The organism is Arthrobacter sp. TJ-240 (genome assembly GCF_058269195.1).
Genome location: NZ_JBZCNG010000010.1, coordinates 1 through 24,922 on the forward strand (window position 1 = coordinate 1; position 24,922 = coordinate 24,922).

Below are 24,922 nucleotides of genomic sequence, written 5' to 3' on the forward strand. Positions count from 1 at the left end.
CGCACCTACACCACCACCCCCGACCCACCACCCTTCTGAGCCACCACCCTTCTGAGCCACCACCCTCCGGAGCGCAGGAGGCAAGGACTTGGCGGCACGGTAGGACTCGCCGAGGGGTGGGACCCGGCTGTAGGAACCAGTCGATACTTACGAGTGATCAGCGCGTGGGTGGTTGGCAGCCGATGCCGGTCGGGTTCTCCAAGCAGTCCTGACTCACTTGGTGGGACTGCGTTCGCCAGATACTCATGAGATGCGGCGCGGACACGACCGCAGCTTCCCCGGCGACCGGCTGGAACGGTCCGCCGTCCACCGAATAGTCCCCGGCGAAGAACGTGGTCACTGTGACCTGGTAGTCCCCGGTCTGAGCGTACTGATGGCTCGTAGTCGTGGGCGTGTTGAAAGCGTTTTCGATGACAGGGCCGCCCGGCGTGATGGTCGTCATGCTGGAGCCGTCACCGTAGTTCCATCGGTAGGACACCGGCCGGGCCTTGAGCACGATCGAGGCGTCCTGGAAGTCGAAGGTGAATTCCTGCTCCTGAGCCTGCGCATAGATGTTCGAGTGGGCGTTGCGTAACCCGAAGTTCGAGGGCTGTGACAGGATCGTCGCCGCCAGCACCGGTTGCTTCTGGAACTCCTCGAGACTGATGACGATGGGCGCTTCCTCCGGCACTGCCGCGCCCTCCACCGGCGGTTGCGGCGGCTCGCCAGGGTACATGCACGAGGTCCGACCTGTCGGCGTCCGTGTTGCCGGCTGCGTGTTGTTGTTCACCTCGAGCCAGTTCACCAATACGCCACCCTCCCGGACAGCGCACTGTGCGTTCATCCTCGGGCAGGTCGCTGGTTCGAGGGCCTCACCGACCCCGGCTGTGCAGGCACGGACGTAGGTGTATTCGATGCCGTCGTCCATGGGCAACGCAGCCGACTCAGATCGAGAAGGGCTGTCAGAGGTACTCGCTGGCGGTGAACCAGGGTTTTCCTTCTTCGAATGGCTCGTGCCTACGAAATTGTTGCCCGAGGTTTCGACTACCGGTAACGACGGACTTTCTGCAGCCGTTGCTCCTGACACTGTCACCACAGCGACGGTAAGAGCGACCACCACCGTCCCTGCACTCAGCCGTACGGACATTCTCATGATGAACCTTCTGGCGCTCCGTAGTCGAGGATTAACCAACCGCCGTCTTCGTAGAGAGCGTTGATGACATCGAAGGCCGGTGAATCTTGTTTAGGAACCGTCCGGAGGATTGTCCCATCTGTTTCAAAGTATTCAATTTGGGATTGTTGATTTTCGACATAGGCGGTGACTGATCCAGTTATCGTGACATCGAAGGCCGTGTCGAATGAAACTATTTGAACGTCCGCTCCGCGCAACCAACGCCCTTGGCCATAAAGTTCATCAACTGCACTTTTGATGCTTGAACATGTACGACAGCCCGGATCTGTCTCATTGTCGAACACACTCCAGTCATTCGTCAGGTATGAGTAGCTCAACAGCTCGAACCAGTACTTCGTGAACGCTTCGAGCCCCTCGGCCGAGTTCTCGTCCGCCAGCGCGGGTTTCACGGGCACCGGGATGTTCGCCGCCGGACCGACCGACGATGCAGGCGACGGCTCAGGGCTCGAGGAAGCGGACGCCGACGGTGTGGCAGAGACTGAAGGCGCCGCGGAGGAGGACGACGAAGAGTCAGGGCTCGGCTGGGCGGAGGGATCCGGATCTGCCTGACATCCGGCCAGGAACAGCACCGCGACCGCCGCACCGGCCAGGAGAGGCGCTACCCCTCGACGACGGCGACCATGACCATCTGCACGCACAAGAACCATGCAACTCCCCCATCACAGGCGTCCGGCGACCGGAATGGCCCTCAGCATAGCCCCATGAGCCCCGGGTGCTACAGGTTGTGCACAGGCGAATCCGACCGGACGACCCGGAACCTGGGAGGAGCTGCACCTGATGCCCACCCGCCGCCAGCGCCCTGCCGGCCATCAGGTGCAGCGCGGGTATGGACAGGTGCACGATCTTCATGGGCGCACCAGGGCTGGCTCGGGCCCGACGTTCAGGGGTCAGCGGTTGGCGGAGACCGCCAGGAGCAGCTCAGGAGCCCTGCGGTCGTACCACCGGCCGCCCGTCCTGATGCCGACCACGAACAGCACACTGCCAAGCATCAGCCCGACCACGACGGTCAGCCAGCCGAACATCGCGTCACCGGTCACGAAGTAGAGGATCGCGAGGACGATCTCGGGCAACGCCAGCAGCAGCATCACGAACCATCCGATGAACTGGACGGCGAACATGGTGAAGTTCGTTCCCGGCGGCGTCTTGAAGGCGCTCTCGCCGGGCAGTGGGACGTTGTAGGTGTAGCGCGCCGACACGACGCTCGACAGGCCCGCGCCGGTCAGCAGCAGGCCGAGCGACAGACCCAGCATCACCGGCAGATCCTCGGTCCGGCCCGTGACGAGCAACGGCACCACGGTGAACACGAGGGTGGCCGGCAGCGAGAAGACCATCAGTGCGATGGCCCGGCCGAGACGGTCGTTGTATCCGCGGACGCCGGTGGAGACGTGCAGGCTGAAGGCGGTGTTGTCGTAGGAGATGTCGGCCGAGATGGACCACGCGAGCAGGAACGCGGTGAGGGGACCGAGGAAGGCGAAGGCCGTGCCCGATCCTCCGCCCGTGAAGTACAGCAGCACCGCGACGAACGGGATCACCACAAGGGACGCGGAATACCGCGGGTCGCGGAGCCAGTAGGTCAGGGACCTCGCCGCGATGGCCCCCGCGGGCGTCGCCGGGAATCGGGCGAACCAGCCGAGGTTTCCGCCGGCCCGCTTCGTGACGGCGTTGTAGGGAGGCGTGACCAGGGCGTGGGTGAGGCTGCGGCTCCACAGCACGAGGAACAGCATCAGCGTGGCCGTTCCGATCAGGAACTTCAGGATCGCAGGACCGATGCTGCCCGCGGCCACATCCGCCGGTGCCGCCCACAGCGCGCCGAGCGGCGTCCAGGCGAGAAAATCGGCGAGGGTCAGTGCAAAGCCGGGCGAGCTCTGGAACCCTGCCGTCACTCCCCCGATGATCGGGCCGAGGAAGATCAGGGGGATGAAGGCGACGATGCCCTTGACGTCCTTGAAGCGTCGCGAGCCCGTCATCGAGGACACAGCCGTCGTCACGAGCCGCGAGGCCACGACGCACAGCAGGACGGCGATCAGACCGCAGACGAGGGCTGTCAGGGCGGCCGCCGGGTAGCGGATCCAGGTGACCACCTGCGTCAGCGTTGCGATCAGCGTGACCAGCCCCGGGATGCCCGCGAGGCCGCCCAGCACGAGACCGGCGAGCAGTTGGCGCATCGGGATCGCGAAGGTCACGAACCGCGCGGGGTCGAGCGTCATGTCGATGCCGGTCGCCGCGATGGGGATGAGGATCCAGCCGAGCACGGCCGCCGAGCCGCCGATCACGAGGACGGTCCTGATGACCTCGAGCTCCGCGGTGCCGAGCAGCACCAGGCCGATCATGAGCAGGACCAGGAGTCCCAGCCCGTACAGTCCGCCGAGGATCACACCGACGAGCTGCCCCGTGCTGCGCTTGAGCGAGTTCCGCAGCAGGAGGAGCTTGAGTCTCAGGAGGTCCGCAACCACGACAGCCCTTCCGATGTGCTGCGGCCACCGACGAGCTCGACGAAGCGGTCCTCGAGGGTCGCGTCGCCCCGGACCTCGTCCACCGTTCCCGCGGCGAGGACGGTGCCCGCCGCGATGACGGCGACGTGGTCGCACATGCGCTGCACGAGGTCCATCACGTGGCTGGACACGATGACCGAGCCGCCGGAGCGCACATAGCCTGCCAGGATGTCGCGGATGTTCGCGGCCGAGACGGGGTCGACGGACTCGAACGGTTCGTCGAGGACGAGGAGCTTCGGTGCGTGGATCAGGGCCGAGGCGAGCGCGATCTTCTTCGTCATGCCCGCCGAGTAGTCCACCACGAGCGTCCCGGCGTCGTTCGTGAGGTCGAGGGCGCGCAGCAGGTCACCGGTGCGCTCCAGCACGGTCTCGCGGTCCATGCCGCGCAGCAGTCCCGCATAGGTGACGAGCTGCTCGCCCGTGAGCCGGTCGAACAGCCTGACGCCGTCGGGCAGGATGCCCATGAGCTTCTTCGCCTCGAGCGGCTGCGCCCAGACATCGACGCCGTGCACCAGCGCCTGGCCGTAGTCGGGCCGGAGCAGGCCCGTGGCCATGGAGAGGGTGGTGGTCTTGCCGGCGCCGTTCGGTCCCACGAGCCCGTAGAAGGAGCCCGGCGGAACCTCGAGGGTCACCCCGTTCACGGCGATCTTCTCTCCGAAGCGCTTGGCGAGACCACGGATGCTCAGTGCGGCCGTGCCGGCCCGGGCCTGCGGATCGTTCTCATCGGTCGGCGGTGGCACGAGGGAACTCATGCTGTCACGCTAGCAACGCGCGCTCTCGCTCCTCGTCATCCCAAAGGAGGAGAAGCAGCAGGTCAGAAGCCTCCTGCCCGCTCGTACTGGGGCGCGGGGACGAGGTCGTGACCGAGCTCGTCCGCGGCGCGCATCCACCAGTGCGGGTCGCGCAGGGCGGCGCGGGCGATGAGGACGACGTCGGCCCGCTCCTCGCGGATGACGTCGTCGGCCTGGCGCGGGCCGCTGATGAGGCCGACGGCGCCGGTCGGCACGCCGGAGGTCCGGACCTCCTCGGCGAGCGCCACCTGGTAGCCGGGGCCCACGGGGATGGACGCTGCAGGGACGGCTCCGCCGGACGACACGTCCACGAAGTCGACGCCCTCCTCGGCGGCACGCTTGGCGAGCCGCGCCGACACGGCACCGTCGATCCCGCCCTCGGTCCAGTCGGACGCGGAGATGCGCAGCAGCAGCGGCATGGTGCCGGGGATGACGCGCCGGACCTCGCGGATCACCTCGAGCGTCAGCCGGAAGCGGGCTTCCTCGGAGCCGCCCCACCCGTCCGTGCGGGTGTTGACCAGCGGGGAGAGGAACTGGTGCAGCAGGTACCCGTGGGCACCGTGGATCTCCATGGTGTCGAAGCCGGCGTCGACAGCGAGGGCGGCGGCCGCACCGAAGTCGCGGATGACCTTCCAAATGTCCTCCTCGGTCATGGCACGGGGCGCAGCGTACCGGCCGAAGGCCTGGTCGGTGGGCCCGACGGTCTGCCAGCCGCCCTCTGACTCCGGGACGGAGTCGTGCTTCCCGCTGAAGGGCCAGTACGTGGAGGCCTTCCGCCCGGCGTGCGCCAGCTGCACCGCGGTCTTCGTCCCGACCGCGCTGTGCTCGTGGACGAAGTCGTTGATGCGGCGCCAGGCGTCGGCCTGCTCCTGCGTGTAGATGCCGGCGTCGCGGGGGCTGATCATGCCCTCGGGGCTCACTGCGGCGGCCTCCGTGATGATCAGCGCCGCGCCCCCTGTGGCGAACTGACCCAGGTGCACGAGATGCCAGTCCGTGGGCACGCCGGGAGCCGTGGCGGGATCGCACGAGTACTGGCACATGGCCGCGACCCAGCCCCGGTGGGGCAGGTCCAGCGAACGGAGCGTGATCGGGTCGAACAGGCCGGGCGTGCCGACGGGAACTGCGGGAGTCATGCCATCCTCTGGTGGTCGAACGGAGTGCGTGCGGGGAGGAGCGCCGCGACCGGCGGCGGGGTCCTGCTAGAAGAGGGCGCGTGCGAGGGCGCTCCGGGCCTTCGCGACGCGCGGATCGGTGACGCCGACGACGTCGAACAGTTCCAGAAGGCGCTTGCGCGCTGCTTCCCTGTCCTCGCCCGCGGTCCGTCCGATGAGGGCGACGACGCGGTTGAAGGCGTCCTCGACATGGCCGCCCGTGAGGTCGAGGTCGGCCACGGCGAGCTGTGCGTCGACGGCGTCCGGCTCGTCGGCGCCGCGCTGCCGCACGGCGGCGGCGTCCGCGTCCTGCACGCGCTGCATGAGTTCCACCTGCGCGAGTCCGGCCTTCGCGTCGGCGTCGGCGGGCTGCTCCGCCAGCGCGCGGCGGTAGGCGGCGGCAGCGGCCGGGTAGTCGCCGGCCTCGATGGCGTCGAACGCCTCCTGATGCAGGGGCGGCAGCGGCGGTTCCTCGGGCGCTGCCGGGCCGGGCCCGGCGCCGTCGTTGAGCGTACCCGTCACGCCGTTGGCCTCCGCGACCTTCAGCAGTTCGTCGAGGTACGCGCGGATCTGGGGATCGGGCACGGCACCCTCGAACAGCGGCACCGGCTGGCCCTTGACCACGGCGACGACGGTCGGTGCGCCCTGGGCCTGGAACGCCAGGGCGATCTGCGGCTGGGCCTCCAGATCCACGTTGGCGAGCAGGATGCGGCCGTCGAACTCCACCGCGGCCGCCTCGAGGACGGCGGTCACCTGGTTCGACTGCTCGCTCCACGTGGCACGGAGGTTCACGACCACGGGCACCTGGGTCGAGAGCTGCACAAGCTGCGGGAACGTCTGCTCGGTCACCTCGACGACGTACGGGCTCGGCCCTGCCGAGGGCTGGCGTGTCGCGGCGGGACGGGCGGCGGCGTCGGCACGCGCCTTGAGCGCGGACAGGTCCACCGCTCCCCGCAGGTTCATGGTGGACGGCGGCATTCCGCCCCGCTGTGGTGGTGTGGACAATGCTCTGCCTTTCTCTGGCTGCCTGGGAGGGATGCTCGTGGATTCCGGGTCAGCGGAGTTTCGCCGACAGCAGCTGCTGCGCTGCGCCGGTCACCCGGATCCTATCGTCGCTGCCGGCCGGGGGGACGTACAGCATCACGGCTTCGCCGTAGTTGACGTCTATGCCCTTGTCGCTGGTGTCGCTGCCGGTCAGCGACTCGTACACCGTGCCCTTCAGGTCGATGGTGTCTCCACGGCCCTTCGGGACGCTCGAGTAGGTGTGGGTGAGGTAGCCGAACACCATCGCGCCGCCGTCGCCCGTCGGCAGGGCCTGCGTGCGCTCGCCCTGGGCCTGGTGGGTGAAGGTGATGGTGGCCGCCTTGTTGCCCGGGTCGGCGACGACGCCGGCCTGGAACTCGGTGATGGCCTCGGAGAAGGAGTTCTCCTCGAAGGTCGCGGCGTTGGCGCCGGCCGGCTTGGTGAGGAAGTCGGCGATCGACGCGACGGCGTCCTGGGGTGCCTTGGCGAGCTTCCCGGCGTCGTCGAGCGGGACGGGAGCCGATGCGCCGGGTGCCGGCGGGGAGGGGAAGGTGCTGCCGGGCAGCATCTGGACCGCGGAGGTCAGCTTGTAGTTCTCGCGCGGGGTTTCCTGCACCAGCAGGAGGGCCTGCGGCACCGGGTTGTCGTCACTCTGGGTGAGGGCCACGACCGTACGGGGCCACTCGGCGTCGGTGGGGATCATGTCCAGCAGCACGGGCTCCGCGGCGACCGGCACGGGGGCGGCGGCCTGTCCGTCCTTCGCGCGGACGGCGTAGGAACCGGTCCGCAGGTCGAGCGCGGCGCCGTCGACGCGCGGGGCCAGCCGCCGGGCATCGGAGGCGGCGTCGGCGTCGGCGACGGTCGAGGCGACGGCCGCGAGGATCCGCTCGAGCTGGGCGGCGAGGACGACGGGCGGGCCGCTGGCCTCGCTGCCCGCGGACGGCGCGCCGGGAGCGGCGGACGACGAGGCGCCCGGGGTCGCGGTGGCTGTAGGGGACGGCGTCGTGGTCGCCATGCCGGGAGCGATCCCCAGCAGGGATCCGCCGGCCACGAGGCCCGTGAGGACCAGGGCGGGCGCGGCGATCGATGAGGCCCCGACCGACCGGCCGTCCTGGGCGTGCCGGCGGGCATACGCCCGGGTGCCCTCGGCCGCCTCGGTGGCCTGTGCGCCCCGCCGGTTGCGCGGCGGGACGAAGAGGAGCGCGATGCCGAGCACGACGACGAGCGCTCCGCCGATGATCAGCGGCAGCGCGAACGGCGTGGCCTGGTCGTTGGGGCGCGTGATGGAGACCTGCGTGGGTGCGGGCGTCTTCCCGTCGGCGGCGAGCAGGATGGACCAGTCGCCTTCCACGGGCTCGCTCCACCGGTAGCTCAGCGACCCGTCGCCGGGCTCCTCGCTGATCCAGAGGTCGCTGCCGCTCGGATCGGGGACGGAGTCCTCACCGTCGGTGTACTCGGAGGACAGCGTCTCGTCGGTCACGCCCGTGACGGCGAGGTGCGCGGCATCGCCCACCCAGGCCTCGACGTCGGACGCGCGACCGATCGCCAGGGTGAAGGGACCGTCCGCCTCGACGGTGACCTCGACCGACCCGTCGGCGTCGCCGCGGGCTCCGGGCTCGATCACGGTGACGGGTGCCGCATCGGCACCCTGTGCGACGCTCGCGGTGACCGTCTCCGCGGGCGCCCAGAGGGTCCGCTGGCCGATGCCGAGGAGCATCAGCAGGAGCCCTGCCACGATGATCGGTACTGCTGTCTTTCCGCGCACTGGTTGCCTATCGTCGTCCGTTGCTGCGGACCTCCCGGCCCCTTCCGCTCCGATGGCCCGGCGCATGCGGCGACGGGCCATCAGGAATAGTCACCCAATGGTAACGAAGTTCCTCCGCGGCCCCGTTCCGCGCGGCCCGTCAAGACCGTCCTCGGCGGTGCCCGGCTGTTAGGGTTTCGCTAGTCGACCCACCCGCCGGACACGCACCGCACTTTCGAAAGCTGAGCTTCTCGTTGACAGACCACCAGGAAGTCCCGCTCGACCAGCCGCTCCCGCGGCCCGAGCCGCCCGGGACCGGCGAGGACACGCAGCCCGCAGCTGCACCGGGTAACGGTACGCCGCCGCCGCCGTCGACCATGCGCTCCCTCTTCTCGCTCGCCCGGAAGTCCCTGCCGACGGCGCAGCCGCGGCCCCGCTTCGAGTTCCCGCCCGAACGCGAACCCGTGGGCGTCGTCGTCGATCCCGACGTGTCGCTCGCCGACGAGCGCCTCAAGTTCAGCAGCCCCGATCGCCGCAGCATGAGGGCGCACCCCATCCACTTCGGCTTCATGATGAGCGTCGGCGTGGGGCTCGCGCTGCTGGCGTTCTTCATCATCACCAACGTGGGTCAGCTCCTCGTGTGGATCGGGGCGGCCCTCTTCATCGCCCTCGGGCTCGACCCGATCGTCCGGTGGCTCGAGACGAAGGGCGTGCCGCGCCCGGCGGGCATCGCGGTGGCCCTGTCCGTCCTCGTGGGCATCGTGGCCGGGTTCTTCGCGCTGCTCATCCCGACGATCGTGAGCCAGACCTCCCAGATCGTGGAGCGCGCCCCGGGGTACGCCGACGACTTCCTGAACTCGGAGTTCTTCACACGGCTCGACCAGCAGTTCCAGGTCCGGGACCGCGTGGTCTCGGAGATCGACAAGTTCTTCGCCAACAGCGAGGCCGTCGGCGGGATCTTCGGCGGCGTCCTCGGTGTGGGCACGGTGATCATCAACGGCCTGTTCGGCTCCCTGGTGATCCTGGTCCTCGCGCTCTACTTCCTGGCGTCCCTGCCGTCCATCAAGAAGTGGGCGTACCGGCTCGCGCCCCGCTCGCGCAGACCCCGCGTGGAGGTCCTCTCCGAGGAGATCACGCGCAGCGTCGGCATGTACGTGATCGGTCAGGCCTGCGTGGCACTGCTGAACGGCACGTTCGCCTTCATCGTGATGTCGATCGCCGATGTCCCGTTCTCCGTGCTGCTGGCGTTCGTCGTCGCGCTGCTGGCGTTCATCCCACTGGTGGGCGGCGCCATCGCCGCGGTGATCGTCAGCCTCATCGCCCTGACGGTCGGCTGGCACACCGCCCTCCTGTTCGCCATCCCCTACGTGGCGTACCTGCAGTTCGAGGCGTACTTCATCTCCCCGCGCATCATGCAGCGCGCCGTCGCGGTGCCCGGGGCGGTCGCCGTCATCGCCGTCATCGCCGGCGGCAGCCTCCTCGGCGTCCTCGGCGCACTCATCGCCATCCCGACGGCGGCGGCCGTGATGCTGCTCCTCAAGGAAGTGTTCATCGCACGGCAGGACAGCCAGTAGCCGTCAGGCGCCCGTCGGCGCCGAGGGTGCGACGGCGGCCGGTCCCGTCCACCGCGCCGGCAGGGGGAGGTCGAGGTCCGGACGCACGACGCCGACGATCTCGTTGAGCGCGCGCGCCGCGTACTTCTCCCCCACCCACAGGTGCTTCGCGCCGTCCACGCCCGTCACGTCCGCCTGGGGGACGCGGGCGAACCGGCGCTCGGCGTCCTCGGGGACCAGGTAGTCGTCGAATTCGGGGACGAGCACCTTCAGAGGGAGCCCGCTGGCCCCCCACGCGTCGAGGTCGGCGTCGACGGCGCGGTGGAGCGGCGGAGACAGCAGGATGGCCCCCTCGATCAGCTCCGCCACCGGGTCCTGGGCACCGTACTTGAGGCACAGCTCGGTCCCGAAGGACCAGCCCACGAGCCAGATGTGCTCGAGCCCCTGCGCCACGGCCCACTCGACGGCGGCCTGGAGGTCCAGCCGTTCGCCGTCGCCGCCATCGAACGCGCCCTCGCTGCAGCCGCGCGACGAGCACGTGCCGCGCGTGTTGAACCGCAGGACGGCGATGTCGGCCAGGGCGGGCAGCCGGAAGGACGCCTTCCGGTACACGTGCGAGTCCATGAAGCCGCCGTGCGTCGGCAGGGGGTGGAGGGTCACGAGCGTGGCCCGCGGCGCACGGCCGCCGGCGGGGGCGGCAAACTCGCCCACGAGCGTCAGGCCGTCGGCGGTGCGCAGCTCGATGTCGCGCCGGTCGGCGGGGAGCACCGTCGCCGCGCGGATCTCGATGGCCTCGTCGTTCGGCGTGAAGGTGTACGGGTCGCTGGGCATCCTCCCAGTCTAGGACGGGCGCGCCACCGTCGCCGTCCCGCCAGGGCGCGCGTCAGTAGCGGAAGCTCCGCGTCTGCCAGCACCGCACGTGCCAGTGCCTGCGGTCCGCGAGAGCCGTCTCGGCACCGAACAGCGAGTCCTCCCGCCACACCACGAGGTGGGCGATCCCGGGCAGGATGAAGGAGTTGCACCCCGGGCAGGTGTAGGTCTTGGCCGCATTCCGCTCGGTGATCCGGCGCACCGACCACTCACCGTCGGGCGCCGACTCCCGCAGCGGCGAACCGAGCCGCGTGCGCTCGAGATCCGGCTCCGGCGGCGCGGACCACTTGGGCCGCGAGGACCCGCGGGGGCGGCTGGGACGATTGGAACGGGGCACCCCATCAGTGTGCCCGATGCTGCGGCACGGCCGCGCACCGGGCAGCCGGCGGTCCTGCACCCGGTAGAATCTTCGACGTGCGTCTCGTCATAGCCCGCTGCTCCGTCGATTACATCGGCCGGCTCAGGGCACATCTCCCGCTGGCCACCCGTCTGCTCATGGTGAAGGCGGACGGCTCCGTGCTGGTGCACTCCGACGGCGGCTCCTACAAGCCGCTGAACTGGATGAGCCCTCCCGCGACCCTGCGCGTGAGCGAGCCCGACGACGCCGACCGTGCCGAGGGCATCACCGAGGTGTGGACGGTGCAGCATGCCAAGAGCGACGACCGGCTGGTGATCAACATCCGCGAGCACCTGCACGAGTCCGCCCACGACCTCGGCGTCGACCCGGGCCTCGTGAAGGACGGTGTGGAGGCCGATCTGCAGCGGCTCCTCGCCGAGCAGATCGAGCTCCTCGGTGCCGGATCGACGCTCATCCGCCGCGAGTACATGACGGCGATCGGTCCCGTGGACATCCTCGCGCGCGACGCCCAGGGGCGCACGGTGGCCATCGAGCTGAAGCGGCGCGGGGACATCGACGGCGTCGAGCAGCTCACGCGCTACCTCGAACTGCTCAACCGCGACCCGATCATGGCGCCCGTGCGCGGCGTGTTCGCCGCGCAGCAGATCAAGCCGCAGGCCCGCGTCCTCGCCACCGACCGGGGCATCGACTGCCTGACGCTGGACTACGACGCGATGCGCGGCGTGGACGACAGCGCCTCCCGCCTCTTCTAGCCCGCCGTCCGGTCCGCCGGGGCCCGCACAGGGCGACGGCCTAGAATCGGAGCATGGCCCACTCCAGCGGAACGCCCACTGCCCTTTCCGGACGCCTGGTGACCGAAGGCGGGATCATCGATGACGGCGTGCTCCGCTGGGACGGCACACGGATCGTCTCGGTGGGCGCGCGCGAGGGCGACCCCTCCGCGGAGCCGCTGCCCGAGGGCTTCCTCATCCTCCCCGGGCTCATCGACCTCCACTGCCACGGGGCGGACGGAGGCGACTTCACATCCGGGTCCGACGCCGACATCGAAGCGGCGGCGGCGCACCTCCACCGCAGCGGCACGACGACGCTGCTCGCCAGCACGTGCTCAGCACCTCTCGAGGAGCTCGAGTCCGCCTTCGGCCGCCTCGCCGCGGCGGCGGACGCGGGACTCGTGGCCGGGATCCACGCAGAGGGACCCTTCCTGTCCAAGGAGCGCAACGGAGCGCACGACCCCGCCTTCCTGCTCCTGCCGACGCAGGAGGACGTGGCCCGGCTCGTTGCTGCGGGCCAGGGACACCTCACGTCCATGACGTACGCGCCTGAACTACCGGGCAGCGACGTCCTGGTCTACGAACTCGTGATGCACGGGGTCATCCCGTCGATCGGCCACACGGACAGCTCCACCGAGGAGACCGGTGGGGCTCTGGACCTCATCAACGAGGAGCTCGCCTCCACGGGCTTCGAGGGGTTCAGCGGAAGACCGATGGCCACGCACCTGTTCAATGCGATGCCCGCGATCCACCACCGCTCCCCCGGCCCGGTGCCCCTGCTCCTGCAGCGCGCCCGCGCCGGCGAGATCGCGGTCGAGCTCATCGCGGACAACGTGCACCTGCACCCGGAGACCGTGCGGATGGCATTCACCATCGCGGGGGCGGAGAACATCTGCCTCGTCAGCGACTCGACCGCCGCCGCGGGCCGCACGTCGGGGACGTACCAGCTGGGACACGGGGAGGTGACCGTCGTGGGTGATGCCGCGGTGCTGACCTCGACGGGCGGGCTGGCCGGCGGAGCGGGGAGCCTGCTGGACGTCGTGCGCTGCGCCGTGGGCGCGGGGGTCGGCGTGGCCGACGCGGTGCGTTCCGCGACGAGCGTCCCGGCAGGCGTGCTGGGCCTGGCCGACGAGGTGGGGAGCCTGCGCAGCGGGCTGCGGGCCGACGCCGTCGTGGTGTCCCCCGACCTCGCACTGAGGGGCGTCCTCCGCGCAGGGCGCTGGGTCCTGCCGCTCGAGCTCGACTGAGCATCGACAGGTCAGCCGTGCGGGGTCAGCGCCAGGTGCCGATGCCGATGACCGGGCCGGCCTCGATCCAGGAGGAGAGACCGGCGTAGACGTCGTATCTCATGGCGATGTCGAAGGCCTCGCCGTCGTGCGTCAGGTGGACGATGATCGCGCCCGGCTGGATGCTGGCCCGCTCCGCCTCGGTGGCGGCACGCCACCCCACCACCTCGAGGGAGCTGCGGAGGAAGCGGAACTTCGGGATGGGGCTCAGCGAGATGAGGCTGAGCCATTCGAGGTTCTTGTCCGTGTAACGACAAACCCCCACCCGCCATCCCCGGGGAGGGAAGCGGATGGAGGCGTCGAAGGTGCCGAGCGCGCGGCCCAGCTGGTAGCGGCGGAGGAGGAACGCGGCGATCACGAGCACGAGCAGGCCGAACACGACCGCAAGGCAGATGAACGTCACACCGAGAGCCTCCACGCCGGGAACCCTAGACGGATTCCGGAGTCACCGAACCGCCGACCCTGGCGTTGTCCGCCACGATCACCACGCGGTTTGAGTCGACCGAGAAGAACCCACCGTCCACACCGACCACCAGGCGCTCACCGTTGACGGGTTCCACCGAGAGCTCACCGGCTTCGAGGATCGCCAGGATGGGGGCGTGGCCGGGAAGGATCCCGATCTGCCCGTTGCTGGTGCGTGCGTTGACGGTGCGCGCCGCGCCCGACCACACGAAGTGGTCGGCCGCGACGATTTCGACCTCGAGTTCACCGTTCGATGCCATCGGCGTTACTTACCGGTCTGCTCTTGGATCTTGGCCCACTGGCGCTCGACGTCGTCGAGGCCGCCGACGTTGAAGAACGCCTGCTCCGCGATGTGGTCGAGGTCGCCGTTGCAGATCGCCGCGAAGCCCTCGATGGTGTCCCGGATGGAGACGGTCGAGCCCTCGACGCCGGTGAACTGCTTGGCGGTGTAGGTGTTCTGCGAGAGGAACTGCTGGATGCGGCGCGCGCGGGCGACCACGACCTTGTCCTCCTCGCTGAGCTCGTCGATGCCGAGGATCGCGATGATGTCCTGCAGTTCCTTGTTCTTCTGCAGGATCTGCTTGACGCGCACGGCCGTGTTGTAGTGGTCGTGCCCGATGTACTGCGGATCCAGGATGCGCGAGGTCGACGCGAGCGGGTCCACAGCCGGGTAGAGGCCACGGGACGCGATCTCGCGGGAGAGCTCGGTGGTCGCGTCGAGGTGCGCGAACGTGGTCGCCGGAGCCGGGTCGGTGTAGTCGTCGGCGGGGACGTAGATGGCCTGCATCGAGGTGATCGAGTGGCCCTTCGTCGAGGTGATGCGCTCCTGCAGGAGGCCCATCTCGTCGGCCAGGTTCGGCTGGTAGCCCACGGCGGACGGCATGCGGCCCAGGAGGGTCGACACCTCCGAGCCGGCCTGGGTGAACCGGAAGATGTTGTCGATGAACAGCAGTACGTCCTGGTTCTGCACATCGCGGAAGTACTCCGCCATGGTCAGGGCCGAGAGCGCCACGCGCAGGCGCGTTCCCGGCGGCTCGTCCATCTGGCCGAACACGAGGGCGGTGTCCTTCAGGACGCCCGCCTCCTCCATCTCGACCCAGAGGTCGTTGCCCTCACGGGTACGCTCGCCGACACCGGCGAACACGGAGGTGCCACCGAAGTTACGGGCGACTCGGGTGATCATCTCCTGGATGAGGACGGTCTTGCCCACGCCGGCGCCGCCGAACAGGCCGATCTTCCCACCCTTGATGTAGGGGGTCAGCAGGTCGATGACCTTGATGCCGGTCTCGAGCATCTCCGTGGAGCCCTCGAGCGAGGCGAAGCTCGGAGCCGCGCGGTGGATCGGCCAGCGCTCGGTGATCTCGAGTGCGGACTCCTCGACGTCGAGGGGCTTGCCGAGGACGTTGAAGATGTGGCCCTTCACGCCGTCGCCGACGGGAACGGTGATCGGGGATCCGGTGTCCTGTACGACGGTGCCGCGGACGAGTCCGTCGGTCGCCTGCAGGGAGATCGCGCGGACGAGGTTGTCGCCGAGGTGCTGCGAGGTCTCGAAGGTGATCAGGCGCGTCACACCGTTGAGGGTGATCTCGGTGGTCAGCGCGCTGTACATGGCGGGGATTGCGTCGGCCGGGAACTCGACGTCGACAACCGGGCCGATGACACGTGCAATACGGCCGGTGGCGCCGGGGGCAACTGAGTCCGTACCGTGCTCAACAGTCTGGGCAGTCATCTCTCTCACTTCATTTACGTAGATGGCGTGGAACTAAGTCTAGCTGCCCGGAATCCGCGAGGACCCGGGCGGGTGGGGCGTCAGGACGCGTTCAGCGCGTCCGCGCCGGCCACGATCTCCGAGAGCTCCTGGGTGATCTCCGCCTGGCGGGCGGTGTTGCGCAGACGCGTGTACTTCTTGATGAGCTCCGTCGCGTTGTCACCGGCGGACTTCATGGCCCGCTGGCGCGCTGCGAGCTCGCTGGCCGACGCCTGCAGCATCGCCGCGAAGATGCGCGACTCGATGTACCTGGGGAGCAGCGCGTCGAGGACCTGCTCGGGCTCCGGCTCGTACTCGTACAGGGGCAGCAGTTCGCCGTCCTGGGGTACCTGCTCGTCGACGACCTCCAGCGGGAGCAGCCGGAGGACGGCCGGCTCCTGCACAACCATCGAGCGGAACTTCGTGTAGACGATGTGGATCTCGTCCACGCCGCCGTCCTCGTAGTCCTTGAGGAATGTCTCCAGCAGGGCCTCGCCTACCTCACGCGCGGTCTCGAACTCGGGAGCATCCGTGTTGCCCGTCCAGACCTTCTCGTAGTCGCGCTGGCGGAAGTCGAAGTACGACTGCCCCTTGCGGCCGACCAGGAACGACTGGATCTCCTTGCCCTCGGAGCGGAGGGCCTCGAAGAGACCCTCGGCCTTCTTGAGGGCACTGGCCGAGTACGAGCCTGCGAGGCCGCGGTCTGAGGTCATCACCAGCACGGCGGCACGCCGCACCTCGCTGTGCTCCGTGGTGAGCGGGTGGTCGATCTCCGACTGCGACGACACGGCCGAGACGGCCCGGGTGATCGCGTTGGCGTACGGCTGGGCCGCAGCGACACGCGTACGTGCCTTGCCGATGCGCGACGTCGCGATCAGCTCCATCGCCTTGAAGATCTTCCGCGTCGACGTGGTCGAGGCGATCTTCTGGCGGTAGACCCGGATCTGGGCTCCCATTCTTGTCCTTTCCTCCGCCCCCGCGTCGGGGGGCGATCAGGCCAGGGTCCTGCCGGCCGGGAGGGGCATGGCCCCTCCCGGCAACAGGTCCTCTAGCGCTTCTGTCGAACGATCTTTTCGTGCTCGACCGACTCGGCGTCGATGGCCTGGTGCTCCTCGTGGCCCGCGCCGAAACCGTCGGCGCCGACCCCGAAGAAGCCCTGCTTGAAGTCCGTGATCTGGGTCTTCAGCTCTTCCGCCGTCGAGTCCTCGAGCTTGCCCGTCTGGGCGAGGGTGTTGAGGATCTGCGACTTGTGGCCGAGGTGCTCCAGGAACTCGGACTCGAAGCGGCGGATGTCCTCCACCGGCACGTCGTCCAGGTAGCCGTTGGTCCCGGCCCAGATGGACACGACCTGCTGCTCCACCGGCATCGGGGAGTACTGGCCCTGCTTGAGCAGTTCCATCAGGCGCGCACCACGGGTCAGCTGCTGGCGTGAGGCCGCATCCAGGTCGGAGGCGAACATCGCGAACGCCTGCATGTCGCGGTACTGGGCGAGATCGAGCTTCAAGGTGCCCGAGACCTTCTTCATCGACTTCACCTGGGCGGCGCCACCCACGCGGGAGACCGACACGCCGACGTCCACGGCGGGACGCTGGTTGGCGTTGAAGAGGTCCGACTGCAGGAAGATCTGGCCGTCGGTGATGGAGATGACGTTCGTCGGGATGTACGCCGAGACGTCGTTCGCCTTCGTCTCGATGAGGGGCAGGCCCGTCATCGAACCGGCACCGAGCTCGTCGGAGAGCTTGGCGCAACGCTCCAGCAGGCGGGAGTGCAGGTAGAACACGTCGCCGGGGTAGGCCTCGCGTCCCGGCGGGCGGCGGAGCAGCAGCGACACCGCACGGTAGGCCTCGGCCTGCTTCGACAGGTCGTCGAACACGATGAGGACGTGCTTGCCGCCGTACATCCAGTGCTGGCCGATGGCCGAACCGGCGTAGGGGGCGAGGTACTTGAAGCCGGCGGGGTCGGAGGCGGGAGACGCGACGATGGTCGTGTACTCCAGCGCACCCTTGTCCTCGAGGGTCTGGCGCACGGCGGCGATGGTCGACGCCTTCTGGCCGATCGCCACGTAGATGCAGCGGACCTGCTTGGTCACGTCACCCGACGCCCAGTTCTCCCGCTGGTTGATGATGGTGTCCACGGCGATGGCGGTCTTGCCGGTCTGCCGGTCGCCGATGATCAGCTGGCGCTGGCCGCGGCCGATGGGGATCATCGCGTCGATGGCCTTGAGACCGGTCTGCATCGGCTCGTGCACCGACTTGCGCTGCGTGACGCCGGGGGCCTGCGTCTCGAGCGCACGGCGGCCTTCGGCGACGATCTCGCCGAGGTCGTCGATGGGCTGGCCCAGGGGGTCGACCACGCGGCCGAGGAAGGCGTCGCCGACGGGGACCGAGAGGATCTCGCCCGTGCGGTGCACTTCCTGGCCTTCTTCGATCCCGGTGTAGTCACCGAGGACGACGACACCGATCTCACGCGTGTCGAGGTTCTGGGCGAGTCCGAGCGTGCCGTCCTCGAACCGCAGCAGCTCGTTGGCCATGACGGAGGGAAGACCCTCCACACGGGCAATACCGTCGCTGGCGGTGGAGACGCGGCCGACTTCGACGCGCTCCGCGTTCCCGGGCTCGTAGGACGCCGCAAAGTCGTTCAACGCACTGCGTACGTCTTCGGCGTTGATGGTCAATTCGGCCATCTCAGTCCCTGCTCTCCTGTGTTGTTGGTCCCCATGGGGTGCGTGGCGACCTGGGTGTGATTCTGTGGGTGGAACTCCGGTGGGACAGGCGCGGACGCCTATCCCGCCAACGTGCGGCGGAGTTCGGACAGACGCGTGATGACGGTCGAGTCGACCATCTCGTCTCCAACGCTGACACGGACTCCGCCGATGAGTGAAGGGTCGACTTTCACGTTGACCTTGAGCTCACGGCCGTACATGGCGTTCAGGCCCGACTCCAGGCGAGCGAGCTGGCTTGCCGTCAGCGGACGGGTGACGCTGACGTTGGCGATCCAGCGCTGCTGGCGTGCGGCGACGAGTTCGAGGAACCGCTGCACGAGGGCTGCGGGCTTGAGTCCGCGCGGGGCGCGGACGGCCTGCGCGATGAGGAGCCTGCCGGCCGCACCCGCCTGGGGTACGAGCTTCAGGCCGAGGGCGACCTTCGACTCCGGCGTGGCCTGCGCCTCCGACAGCGCCCGCTGCAGGGCGTGGTTCGAGGCGACCACCTGGATGAAGGAGAACAGCTCGTTCTCGAGCTGGTCCAGGCCCTCCGCTCCGCGGCCCTGCTCGGCCACGGCGATGACGACGGTCGCGGCGAGAGTCTCCAGGGCGTCACCGATGTCGCGGGCGTTGGCCCAGCGTTCGTTGACGAGATCCTTGACCACGCTCGCGGCCTCCGGCGACACCCGGCCGGCGATGAGCTGGTCCACCAGCACGCCCTTGTCCCGGCCGGTGCGTGACGGATCGGTCAGCGCACGCCGGAGACCGGCGTTGCTGTCCAGGATCGCCAGGACGCCGAACAGGTCCTCCGCGAGGGCCAGGGTGGTACCCGGCAGCCGGGACTCCAGACCTTCACGGACGGTGGCCAGGGAGACGCTCGATACACCTGCCATTACTTCGCCGCACCTGCACGATCCGAAACGCCGTGCGAGGAGGTCTCGAGGTCCGCGAGGAAGCGGTCGACGACGCGCGACGAGCGGGCGTCGTCGGCGAGGGACTCCCCGACGATACGGCTGGCGAGATCCGTGGCGAGGGTCCCGACCTCGGCGCGGAGCGAGACCACTGCGGCCTGGCGCTCGGCCTCGATCTGGACGTGCGCCTGCTCGGAGATGCGCGCCGACTCGGCGGCGGCCTTCTCCTTGAGGTCCGCGAGGATCTGCGCGCCTTCGGCACGTGCTTCCTCACGGATGCGGTTCGCCTCGGTGCGAGCATCAACAAGCTGCTGCTTGTACTCGTTCAGTGCCGCGTTGGCCTCCGCCTGGGCGGCCTCCGCCTTGGCGATGCCACCTTCGATCGCGGCGGTGCGCTCGGCGAAGGTCTTCTCGAACGCCGGCATGACGAACTTGATGACGATGAACATCAGCACGGCGAAGCCGACCAGCGTTACGAGGAACTCCCACCAGTTCGGCGCGAGGGGGCTGGAGCCCTCCTCCGCCGCCATGATTGCTGCGTTAAGCATTTTTCACCCGTCTTTCTTCAACTGGTCTTCGGTCGGTCAGGGCGGCTGTGTCAGGCGCCGATGACGAAGGCGAAGACGAGGCCCAGGATCGCGAGGGCTTCGGTCAGTGCCAGACCGAGGAAGGCGATGGGCTGGAGGACACGCTGTGCCTCAGGCTGGCGAGCGACGCCATTGATGTAGGCCGCGAAGACGAGACCCACACCGATACCACCGCCGATTGCGGAGAGACCGTATCCAACGAGGTTGAGGCTACCCTGTACTTCCATTGTGTTCCTTTCAAGATGCCGCTCGGATGCGACAGGTTGTTTGGGATCATCCCCGACGGGGAAGACGTGTGTGAATCAGTGGGCGTCGGCGTGCAGCGCGCCTTCGATGTAGATCGCGGCGAGCAGCGTGAAGACGTAGGCCTGGAGGACCATGATCAGCACCTCGAGCATGTACATCGCCACGGCGCCGGCGAGGACCAGCACGCTGGTGCCCTGCAGGAGGATGTTGCCGGTGGAGACCATGTACTCGATGGCGGAGCCGGCGAGGGTCACGATGAGGTGGCCGGCGAGCATCGTCGCGAAGAGTCGCAGCGAGTGGGTCACGGGACGGACGATGAAGTTCGAGATGATCTCGATCGGCACGACGATCGGCAGGATGTACCAGGGGACGCCCGACGGGACGACGGCCAGCTTGAAGTAGCGCAGGCCGTGCTTCTTGAGGCCGATGCCGACCCAGAGGAGGTAGAAGATCGCCGCGATGGCGTAGGCGCTGCCCGGGTGCGAGAAGCTCGGCAGCTGCAGGAACGGGATGGCACCGAAGATGTTGTTCACCAGCACGAAGAAGAAGGCGGTGAAGAGCCAGGGCACGTACTTCAGGAAGTCGCGCCCGCCGATGATGTCCTTGCCGATGGAGTTGCGGACGAACCCGTACGCGGACTCGCCGAGGAACTGCATCTTGCCGGGGACCAGCTGGCGGCGCCGCGAGGCGACGAGGAAGAAGGCGGCGATGAGGACCACGGACAGGATGACCATGAGCATCTGCTTGCCGAAGCCGGGGTCGAACCAGACTCCGTAGGCGTCACCCCAGGGCAGGATGTCCCGGGGGTGGGTGTCCTCGATAGTCGGGGCTACGAATCCCTCTTCGGTAGTTGCGGCCGGGAGCGCAAGCGCGATCAACGCGTTTCCTCTCTGCAGTGTCCATCGTTGGGCAAGATCTGTTCGGTCGCAGCGTTACTGGTCCGACTCGTTGAGTTGTGGGGAGTCACTCGGGTCCGTCCTCGGCACCGGACGTCGCCCGGGATCCGCGCTGCGGACTCGGGTGTGGTTCCGGGTGAGGTTGTGCATGTGGGAGAGGTAGAAACCCCCTGCTGCACCTAAGAACGCTCCCGCCAGCACCAACCAGCGCGTGTCGAGGAGATTATCCAGCCCCCAGCCTATCAAACTCCACACCGCGATCCCGCCAATCATGTAGCTGAGGACTGCTATGCCGGCGTTGTAACCGCCGTTCGCGAGACGGGCCTCCTCGTTCTCCGCCGCGGGGTCACCGCCTGCTCCCGGCCCGGCTGCCGGACGCTCCGCCATGTCAGCGTCCGCCCGTCGGATCGGCGGAGGAACCCTTGCCGGGACCGGCTGGAGGAGCGGCCGACGGCGGTGCAGTGCCTGCGGGAGCGGCGTCGTCGTACTCGTCGTCGTAGAGGGGCGTGCGGAGCCGCGAGAACGCGAACACCTCGGCGGCCTGCCACGCCAGGACGGTCGCGAGGGACCCGGTGAAGAACCATGTGCGGTCCAGCCAGCCGGGCGTGCCGAGGAGGAACAGGACGGCGGCGAATCCGACCACCTTGATGGCGTACGTGACGATGAACAGCCCGAGCGCCCCGGAGGGGTTGCTCCGCCCCGCGAAGTGTCCGATCAGGAGGCTGATCCCGAAGAAGGCGATGACGAGGGCGGCCCCGAACAGCACGCTCAGTCCTGCCGCGGGCGAGGTGGCGAGGAGGGCCGCGACGGCGAGGACGACCGCCACGACGCCGGACGCTGCGGCGCTCCTGCCCAGGATGCCCAGCCAGGGGGACGCGGTGGCGCCCGATGCGGGGACGAGGTTCGTGTGGGTTCCGGTGGCCGGATGCTCCGGTCGTGGCACGCGCTGTCCGCTCTGTCGACTGCGCCGTCCGGCGCACTGCTGGTCCTCTGCCGACGGCGTCGTGAGGCGTGGAACCGGGGCGGCGCGACGGAGGCGTCGGCGTGCCCGGCGCCTGAAATTCTACCGCATGACCGTGGCGGCCGCCTGAGCCCTCACGCCTCCGCCGGGACGCGGCGGCGCGCGAGCGCGCGGAAGATCCGCGGCGAGTACAGGTACAGGGCGACGACCGCGGCGGCGAACAGAGAGGCCGACACGGCGAGCGGGGCGGGGGCGGTGGCGGCCACGAAACCCGCGACACCGGTGAGCGCCGACAGGACGCTGACGAACAGCGACACCTGGACGTGGCTGAGCCCGGTGTCCGTGAGGCGCTGGTACACATGCTGCCGGTGAGCGGTGTAGACGGGCTCCCCGCGCCGGGCGCGCCGCACGAAGGTGGTGAAGGTGTCCGCGAGGTAGATCAGCACGGGCGAGAGCAGGTACTCCAGGTACACCCCGGCCAGCAGGCCGGTGACGGCGATCGCCGCGATGGAGGCCCCCAGCAGGTAGCTGCCCACATCACCGAGGAACACGAAGCCGCGGCCCAGGTTCCACGGCAGGAAGCCCGCGAAGGCCGCGGCGACCGCGAGGCCCGCGACCGTCAGCCAGAGCTGGTCGCTGAGGACTCCCGCACCGGAGTAGAACAGGCCCACCACCACACCGTGCATGCCGGAGATGCCGTTGATGCCGTCCATGAAGTTGGCGGCGTTGATGTAGGTGGCGACGGCGACCGCGCCGACGGGCACCCACCAGTAGCTGCTGTCGTCGATGGTGGTCGCGAGGGCGATGGTCCCGACGGCTCCGACGAGGAGCTGCGCGGATGCGCGGACGCGGATCGACAGGCCCCGGAAGTCCTCGGTCCAGCCGAGGGCCGACGCGGCCGCGATCATGACCAGGATGATCAGGATCAGCGACCGGTCCACCGCGACGAGGCCCGTGGCGAGGGAGAGAGCCAGCGCGGCGAGGATCGCCGCCGCGACGGCCACACCCATCCCGCGGATGACGGTGGTGGTGTGGGAGGAGCGGTCGTTGGGGATGTCGATGACACCGAGGCGCTTCAGCAGGGGCTTCACGACGACGGGCAGAGCGAGTGACAGCCCGAGGGCCACGAGCGCGACGAGGGCGAGGAGCGGATTCATGCGGAGCGTCCGACGTGCGACCCGACCGCCGGGACGGTGGCCGTCGGCGGGTCCGCCGTGCCCGCGGTGACCTTGCCGGCCGCACCCGGACCGGTGCCGATCCCGCGCCTGCCCGGCCCGAAGCCGCCCTCGGCCTTCCACGCCTGGAGGCTGAGCTGCTGGGGGTCGAGGGGCGCCACGGACGTGTGCGAGATCTTGGGGTGCAGCGGCCGGGAGTCGTTCTCGCCCTCGCCCATGAGGTCCTCGTGCATCTTCTCGCCCGGCCGGAGACCGGTGAAGACGATGTCGATGTCCTTGCCGGACATCGCGATCATGCGCTGGGCGACGTCGAGGATGCGCACCGGCTCGCCCATGTCGAGGATGAGCACCTCCCCTCCCCTGCCGATGGCGCCGGCCTGCACCACGAGCTGGCAGGCCTCGGGGATGGTCATGAAGAAGCGCGTGACCTCGGGATCGGTGACGGTGATGGGGCCGCCATTGCGGATCTGCTCGGTGAACAGCGGCAGCATGGAGCCGCGGCTGCCGATCACGTTGCCGAACCGCACCGAGACGTACTTCTGCCCGGTGCGCTCCGCGTGCCAGGAGGTGAGCCTCTCCGCGACGCGCTTGGAGTGGCCGAGGACGCTCGTGGGGTCCGCCGCCTTGTCCGTCGAGATGTTGACGAAGTTGGTGACGCCGACCGCGCCCGACGCCCGCAGGACGTTGAGGGACCCCTGGACGTTGGTCTTCCACGCCTCCTCCGGGTACTGCTCGAGCAGCGAGACGTGCTTGAGCGCCGCCGCGTGGAACACGACCTGCGGCCTGCGGTCCTCGAAGATGTCGAGCAGGGCGTCGGCATCGCGGATGTCGGCGAGGACGGTGTCGCGGCCGGTGAGCAGCCCGCGCCCGGTGAGGGAGATCTGCGTGGACTGCAGCCCGGTCTCGTCCCGGTCCAGCATGATGAGTTCCGCCGGCGCGAAGGTGGCGAGCTGGCGGCAGAGCTCCGAGCCGATCGACCCGCCTGCGCCGGTCACGAGCACGCGCTTGCCGGTGACGTAGCCGGCCACCTCGTCGGGGTGGATGTCCACGGGCCGCCGGCCGATGAGGTCCTCGACCGCGACCTCGCGGAAGTCGGCGATGGCGGCTCCCGCGGCGCCGAGCATGTCGCGCAGCGGCGGGAGGACGAGCACCTTGATGCCGAGGCCGGCCACGAGGTCGGAGACCCGGCGCACCTGCGCGGCCTCGACCTCGGCGAACGCGATGACGAGGACCTGCGCCTGCGTCCTGGCGGCGATGTCCCGGAGGTCGTCGATCCGCCCGAGGACGGGGACGGCGGACAGCCGGAGGTGTTTCTTGGCAGGATCGTCGTCGATGAGCCCCACCGGGAAGTAGGGGGACTCCGGGTCCTGCATCATGCGCATCACCAGCGAGTTGCCGAGGAAGCCGGCGCCGTAGATGAGGGTCCGCTGGGCGTCCTCCCCCGGCTTGGCCTTGCTCTCCACGTACATGCGCTTCAGGTAGCGCGTCGCGGCGAGGAACATGCACGCGAAGGGGAACGCGATGATCCCGATACTGCGCGGCACCTCGATGACGCTGAAGAAGGCCACGCCGGTGAGCACGAGGATGACGGCGACGAGCACGGCCACGATGACCAACAGCTTGGCCTCGTGGAAGCTGCCGAAGCTGTACCTGCCGCGGTACAGGGCGAAGCTGAGTCCGACCACCAGCTGGGCGATGACGGCCACGGCGCAGAACACGGCGATGCCCGGGACGTTGACCTCCTTCACGAGGAGCTCGTAGCGCAGGATCAGCGCGAGGAGGATGGCGACGATCCAGGCGACGGCGTCGAGCAGGTACTGCGACCACAGCCAGATCGCAGGCTTGTCGCCGGATGGAGCCGCGGCGGTGGAGCCCGGCGGGCGGCCTTCGTTGAGTCCCATGATTCCTAACGGTGTCAGGCAGCCACCGTGTTCAGCACCGGATCCGTCTGCCGCTGCCGGGATGCTCCGGTAGCACCGGCGCGGCCGGTGCCCGGTCCGGCGGGGCTGGTCCGGCGGGTGCTGGAA

26 protein-coding genes are annotated in these 24,922 nt (G+C 69.0%); 4 read left to right on the plus strand and 22 right to left on the minus strand.

Going from position 1 to position 24,922, the window contains the following annotated elements; translation table 11 throughout:
• Positions 1-157: 157 nt before the first annotated feature.
• A complete protein-coding gene (locus AC4D2C_RS18100) occupies positions 158-907 on the minus strand; it encodes a PKD domain-containing protein (RefSeq protein ID WP_490916209.1) in 750 nt (249 codons plus the stop codon).
• A 221-nt stretch (positions 908-1,128) separates the two neighbouring features.
• A complete protein-coding gene (locus AC4D2C_RS18105) occupies positions 1,129-1,566 on the minus strand; it encodes a DUF6318 family protein (protein WP_490916289.1) in 438 nt (145 codons plus the stop codon).
• Here AC4D2C_RS18105 and AC4D2C_RS18110 point away from each other — a divergent pair.
• Positions 1,508-1,720 (plus strand): hypothetical protein, encoded by a 213-nt coding sequence (locus AC4D2C_RS18110; RefSeq protein WP_490916290.1) that lies wholly within the window; start codon positions 1,508-1,510, stop codon positions 1,718-1,720. The genes AC4D2C_RS18105 and AC4D2C_RS18110 overlap by 59 nt on opposite strands.
• Before the next feature lie 338 nt (positions 1,721-2,058).
• Here AC4D2C_RS18110 and AC4D2C_RS18115 read toward each other — a convergent pair whose 3' ends face one another.
• The 5 genes from AC4D2C_RS18115 to AC4D2C_RS18135 form a co-directional block, all read right to left on the minus strand.
• Positions 2,059-3,624, minus strand: a complete 1,566-nt coding sequence (locus AC4D2C_RS18115; RefSeq protein ID WP_490916210.1) for a transporter — start codon at positions 3,622-3,624, stop codon at positions 2,059-2,061.
• On the minus strand, positions 3,606-4,415 hold the full coding sequence (locus AC4D2C_RS18120) for an ABC transporter ATP-binding protein (protein ID WP_490916211.1): 810 nt from the start codon (positions 4,413-4,415) through the stop codon (positions 3,606-3,608). Before AC4D2C_RS18120 ends, AC4D2C_RS18115 begins: the two co-directional genes overlap by 19 nt.
• A 62-nt stretch (positions 4,416-4,477) precedes the next feature.
• Positions 4,478-5,587, minus strand: coding sequence for an NADH:flavin oxidoreductase/NADH oxidase (locus AC4D2C_RS18125; protein WP_490916212.1), 1,110 nt, complete (start codon positions 5,585-5,587; stop codon positions 4,478-4,480).
• A gap of 66 nt (positions 5,588-5,653) precedes the next feature.
• A complete protein-coding gene (locus AC4D2C_RS18130; protein ID WP_490916213.1) occupies positions 5,654-6,610 on the minus strand; it encodes a co-chaperone YbbN in 957 nt (318 codons plus the stop codon).
• Positions 6,611-6,659: 49 nt separating this feature from the next.
• Positions 6,660-8,393: a DUF8094 domain-containing protein gene (locus AC4D2C_RS18135; protein WP_490916214.1), complete on the minus strand. Its 1,734-nt coding sequence runs from the start codon at positions 8,391-8,393 to the stop codon at positions 6,660-6,662.
• Between the two features lie 233 nt (positions 8,394-8,626).
• Here AC4D2C_RS18135 and AC4D2C_RS18140 point away from each other — a divergent pair, with 233 nt between their 5' ends.
• Positions 8,627-9,946: an AI-2E family transporter gene (locus AC4D2C_RS18140; protein ID WP_490916215.1), complete on the plus strand. Its 1,320-nt coding sequence runs from the start codon at positions 8,627-8,629 to the stop codon at positions 9,944-9,946.
• A 3-nt stretch (positions 9,947-9,949) separates the two neighbouring features.
• On the opposite strand, the gene AC4D2C_RS18145 is transcribed toward AC4D2C_RS18140, so the two are convergent.
• Positions 9,950-10,756: an alpha/beta hydrolase gene (locus AC4D2C_RS18145; RefSeq protein ID WP_490916216.1), complete on the minus strand. Its 807-nt coding sequence runs from the start codon at positions 10,754-10,756 to the stop codon at positions 9,950-9,952.
• A gap of 52 nt (positions 10,757-10,808) precedes the next feature.
• Positions 10,809-11,132, minus strand: a complete 324-nt coding sequence (locus AC4D2C_RS18150; protein WP_490916217.1) for an Rv1322 family protein — start codon at positions 11,130-11,132, stop codon at positions 10,809-10,811.
• Between the two features lie 77 nt (positions 11,133-11,209).
• Here AC4D2C_RS18150 and nucS point away from each other — a divergent pair, with 77 nt between their 5' ends.
• The gene (gene nucS, locus AC4D2C_RS18155) at positions 11,210-11,905 is read left to right on the plus strand and encodes an endonuclease NucS (RefSeq protein ID WP_490907526.1); all 696 of its coding nucleotides are present in this window, start codon (positions 11,210-11,212) and stop codon (positions 11,903-11,905) included.
• A 53-nt stretch (positions 11,906-11,958) separates the two neighbouring features.
• On the plus strand, positions 11,959-13,170 hold the full coding sequence (locus AC4D2C_RS18160; RefSeq protein ID WP_490916218.1) for an N-acetylglucosamine-6-phosphate deacetylase: 1,212 nt from the start codon (positions 11,959-11,961) through the stop codon (positions 13,168-13,170).
• Between the two features lie 25 nt (positions 13,171-13,195).
• Here AC4D2C_RS18160 and AC4D2C_RS18165 read toward each other — a convergent pair whose 3' ends face one another.
• From AC4D2C_RS18165 to AC4D2C_RS18225, 13 genes are all read right to left on the minus strand, one after another.
• On the minus strand, positions 13,196-13,627 hold the full coding sequence (locus AC4D2C_RS18165) for a DUF2550 domain-containing protein (protein ID WP_490916219.1): 432 nt from the start codon (positions 13,625-13,627) through the stop codon (positions 13,196-13,198).
• Between the two features lie 10 nt (positions 13,628-13,637).
• On the minus strand, positions 13,638-13,931 hold the full coding sequence (locus tag AC4D2C_RS18170) for a F0F1 ATP synthase subunit epsilon (protein WP_104049690.1): 294 nt from the start codon (positions 13,929-13,931) through the stop codon (positions 13,638-13,640).
• A 5-nt stretch (positions 13,932-13,936) separates the two neighbouring features.
• Entirely contained in the window at positions 13,937-15,400 is a 1,464-nt protein-coding gene (gene atpD, locus AC4D2C_RS18175; protein WP_490916220.1) for a F0F1 ATP synthase subunit beta, read from the minus strand.
• An 80-nt stretch (positions 15,401-15,480) separates the two neighbouring features.
• Positions 15,481-16,374 (minus strand): F0F1 ATP synthase subunit gamma, encoded by an 894-nt coding sequence (locus tag AC4D2C_RS18180; RefSeq protein WP_490907530.1) that lies wholly within the window; start codon positions 16,372-16,374, stop codon positions 15,481-15,483.
• Positions 16,375-16,466: 92 nt separating this feature from the next.
• Positions 16,467-18,101: a F0F1 ATP synthase subunit alpha gene (gene atpA / locus AC4D2C_RS18185; protein ID WP_490907531.1), complete on the minus strand. Its 1,635-nt coding sequence runs from the start codon at positions 18,099-18,101 to the stop codon at positions 16,467-16,469.
• A 98-nt stretch (positions 18,102-18,199) separates the two neighbouring features.
• Entirely contained in the window at positions 18,200-19,012 is an 813-nt protein-coding gene (locus tag AC4D2C_RS18190) for a F0F1 ATP synthase subunit delta (protein WP_490916221.1), read from the minus strand.
• Positions 19,012-19,578, minus strand: coding sequence for a F0F1 ATP synthase subunit B (locus AC4D2C_RS18195; RefSeq protein ID WP_490907533.1), 567 nt, complete (start codon positions 19,576-19,578; stop codon positions 19,012-19,014). Before AC4D2C_RS18195 ends, AC4D2C_RS18190 begins: the two co-directional genes overlap by 1 nt.
• Positions 19,579-19,628: 50 nt before the next feature.
• On the minus strand, positions 19,629-19,844 hold the full coding sequence (locus AC4D2C_RS18200) for an ATP synthase F0 subunit C (protein WP_019481292.1): 216 nt from the start codon (positions 19,842-19,844) through the stop codon (positions 19,629-19,631).
• A 75-nt stretch (positions 19,845-19,919) separates the two neighbouring features.
• Complete coding sequence (gene atpB, locus AC4D2C_RS18205; RefSeq protein ID WP_490907534.1) at positions 19,920-20,741, minus strand: F0F1 ATP synthase subunit A; 822 nt, start codon at positions 20,739-20,741, stop codon at positions 19,920-19,922.
• Between the two features lie 54 nt (positions 20,742-20,795).
• Positions 20,796-21,146 carry an AtpZ/AtpI family protein gene (locus tag AC4D2C_RS18210; RefSeq protein WP_490916222.1) on the minus strand — a complete coding sequence of 117 codons (351 nt, stop codon included), beginning with the start codon at positions 21,144-21,146 and terminating at the stop codon, positions 20,796-20,798.
• A gap of 1 nt (position 21,147) precedes the next feature.
• Positions 21,148-21,702, minus strand: coding sequence for a Cg1360 family ATP-synthase-associated protein (locus AC4D2C_RS18215; RefSeq protein WP_490916223.1), 555 nt, complete (start codon positions 21,700-21,702; stop codon positions 21,148-21,150).
• Between the two features lie 152 nt (positions 21,703-21,854).
• Positions 21,855-22,877 carry an MraY family glycosyltransferase gene (locus tag AC4D2C_RS18220; RefSeq protein ID WP_490916224.1) on the minus strand — a complete coding sequence of 341 codons (1,023 nt, stop codon included), beginning with the start codon at positions 22,875-22,877 and terminating at the stop codon, positions 21,855-21,857.
• Positions 22,874-24,796 carry a polysaccharide biosynthesis protein gene (locus AC4D2C_RS18225; RefSeq protein WP_490916226.1) on the minus strand — a complete coding sequence of 641 codons (1,923 nt, stop codon included), beginning with the start codon at positions 24,794-24,796 and terminating at the stop codon, positions 22,874-22,876. Before AC4D2C_RS18225 ends, AC4D2C_RS18220 begins: the two co-directional genes overlap by 4 nt.
• Positions 24,797-24,922 lie beyond the last annotated feature (126 nt).

Excerpts from the sequence above, each read along its gene's own strand:
- AC4D2C_RS18100 (WP_490916209.1), bottom strand. The coding sequence starts at position 907 with ATGGACGACGGCATCGAATACACCTACGTCCGTGCCTGCACAGCCGGG.
- AC4D2C_RS18120 (WP_490916211.1), bottom strand. The coding sequence starts at position 4,415 with ATGAGTTCCCTCGTGCCACCGCCGACCGATGAGAACGATCCGCAGGCC.
- AC4D2C_RS18125 (WP_490916212.1), bottom strand. The coding sequence starts at position 5,587 with ATGACTCCCGCAGTTCCCGTCGGCACGCCCGGCCTGTTCGACCCGATC.
- AC4D2C_RS18145 (WP_490916216.1), bottom strand. The coding sequence starts at position 10,756 with ATGCCCAGCGACCCGTACACCTTCACGCCGAACGACGAGGCCATCGAG.
- AC4D2C_RS18160 (WP_490916218.1), top strand. The coding sequence starts at position 11,959 with ATGGCCCACTCCAGCGGAACGCCCACTGCCCTTTCCGGACGCCTGGTG.
- AC4D2C_RS18170 (WP_104049690.1), bottom strand. The coding sequence starts at position 13,931 with ATGGCATCGAACGGTGAACTCGAGGTCGAAATCGTCGCGGCCGACCAC.
- atpD (WP_490916220.1), bottom strand. The coding sequence starts at position 15,400 with ATGACTGCCCAGACTGTTGAGCACGGTACGGACTCAGTTGCCCCCGGC.
- AC4D2C_RS18180 (WP_490907530.1), bottom strand. The coding sequence starts at position 16,374 with ATGGGAGCCCAGATCCGGGTCTACCGCCAGAAGATCGCCTCGACCACG.
- atpA (WP_490907531.1), bottom strand. The coding sequence starts at position 18,101 with ATGGCCGAATTGACCATCAACGCCGAAGACGTACGCAGTGCGTTGAAC.
- AC4D2C_RS18190 (WP_490916221.1), bottom strand. The coding sequence starts at position 19,012 with ATGGCAGGTGTATCGAGCGTCTCCCTGGCCACCGTCCGTGAAGGTCTG.
- AC4D2C_RS18195 (WP_490907533.1), bottom strand. The coding sequence starts at position 19,578 with ATGCTTAACGCAGCAATCATGGCGGCGGAGGAGGGCTCCAGCCCCCTC.
- AC4D2C_RS18200 (WP_019481292.1), bottom strand. The coding sequence starts at position 19,844 with ATGGAAGTACAGGGTAGCCTCAACCTCGTTGGATACGGTCTCTCCGCA.
- AC4D2C_RS18210 (WP_490916222.1), bottom strand. The coding sequence starts at position 21,146 with ATGGCGGAGCGTCCGGCAGCCGGGCCGGGAGCAGGCGGTGACCCCGCG.
- AC4D2C_RS18220 (WP_490916224.1), bottom strand. The coding sequence starts at position 22,877 with ATGAATCCGCTCCTCGCCCTCGTCGCGCTCGTGGCCCTCGGGCTGTCA.
- AC4D2C_RS18225 (WP_490916226.1), bottom strand. The coding sequence starts at position 24,796 with ATGGGACTCAACGAAGGCCGCCCGCCGGGCTCCACCGCCGCGGCTCCA.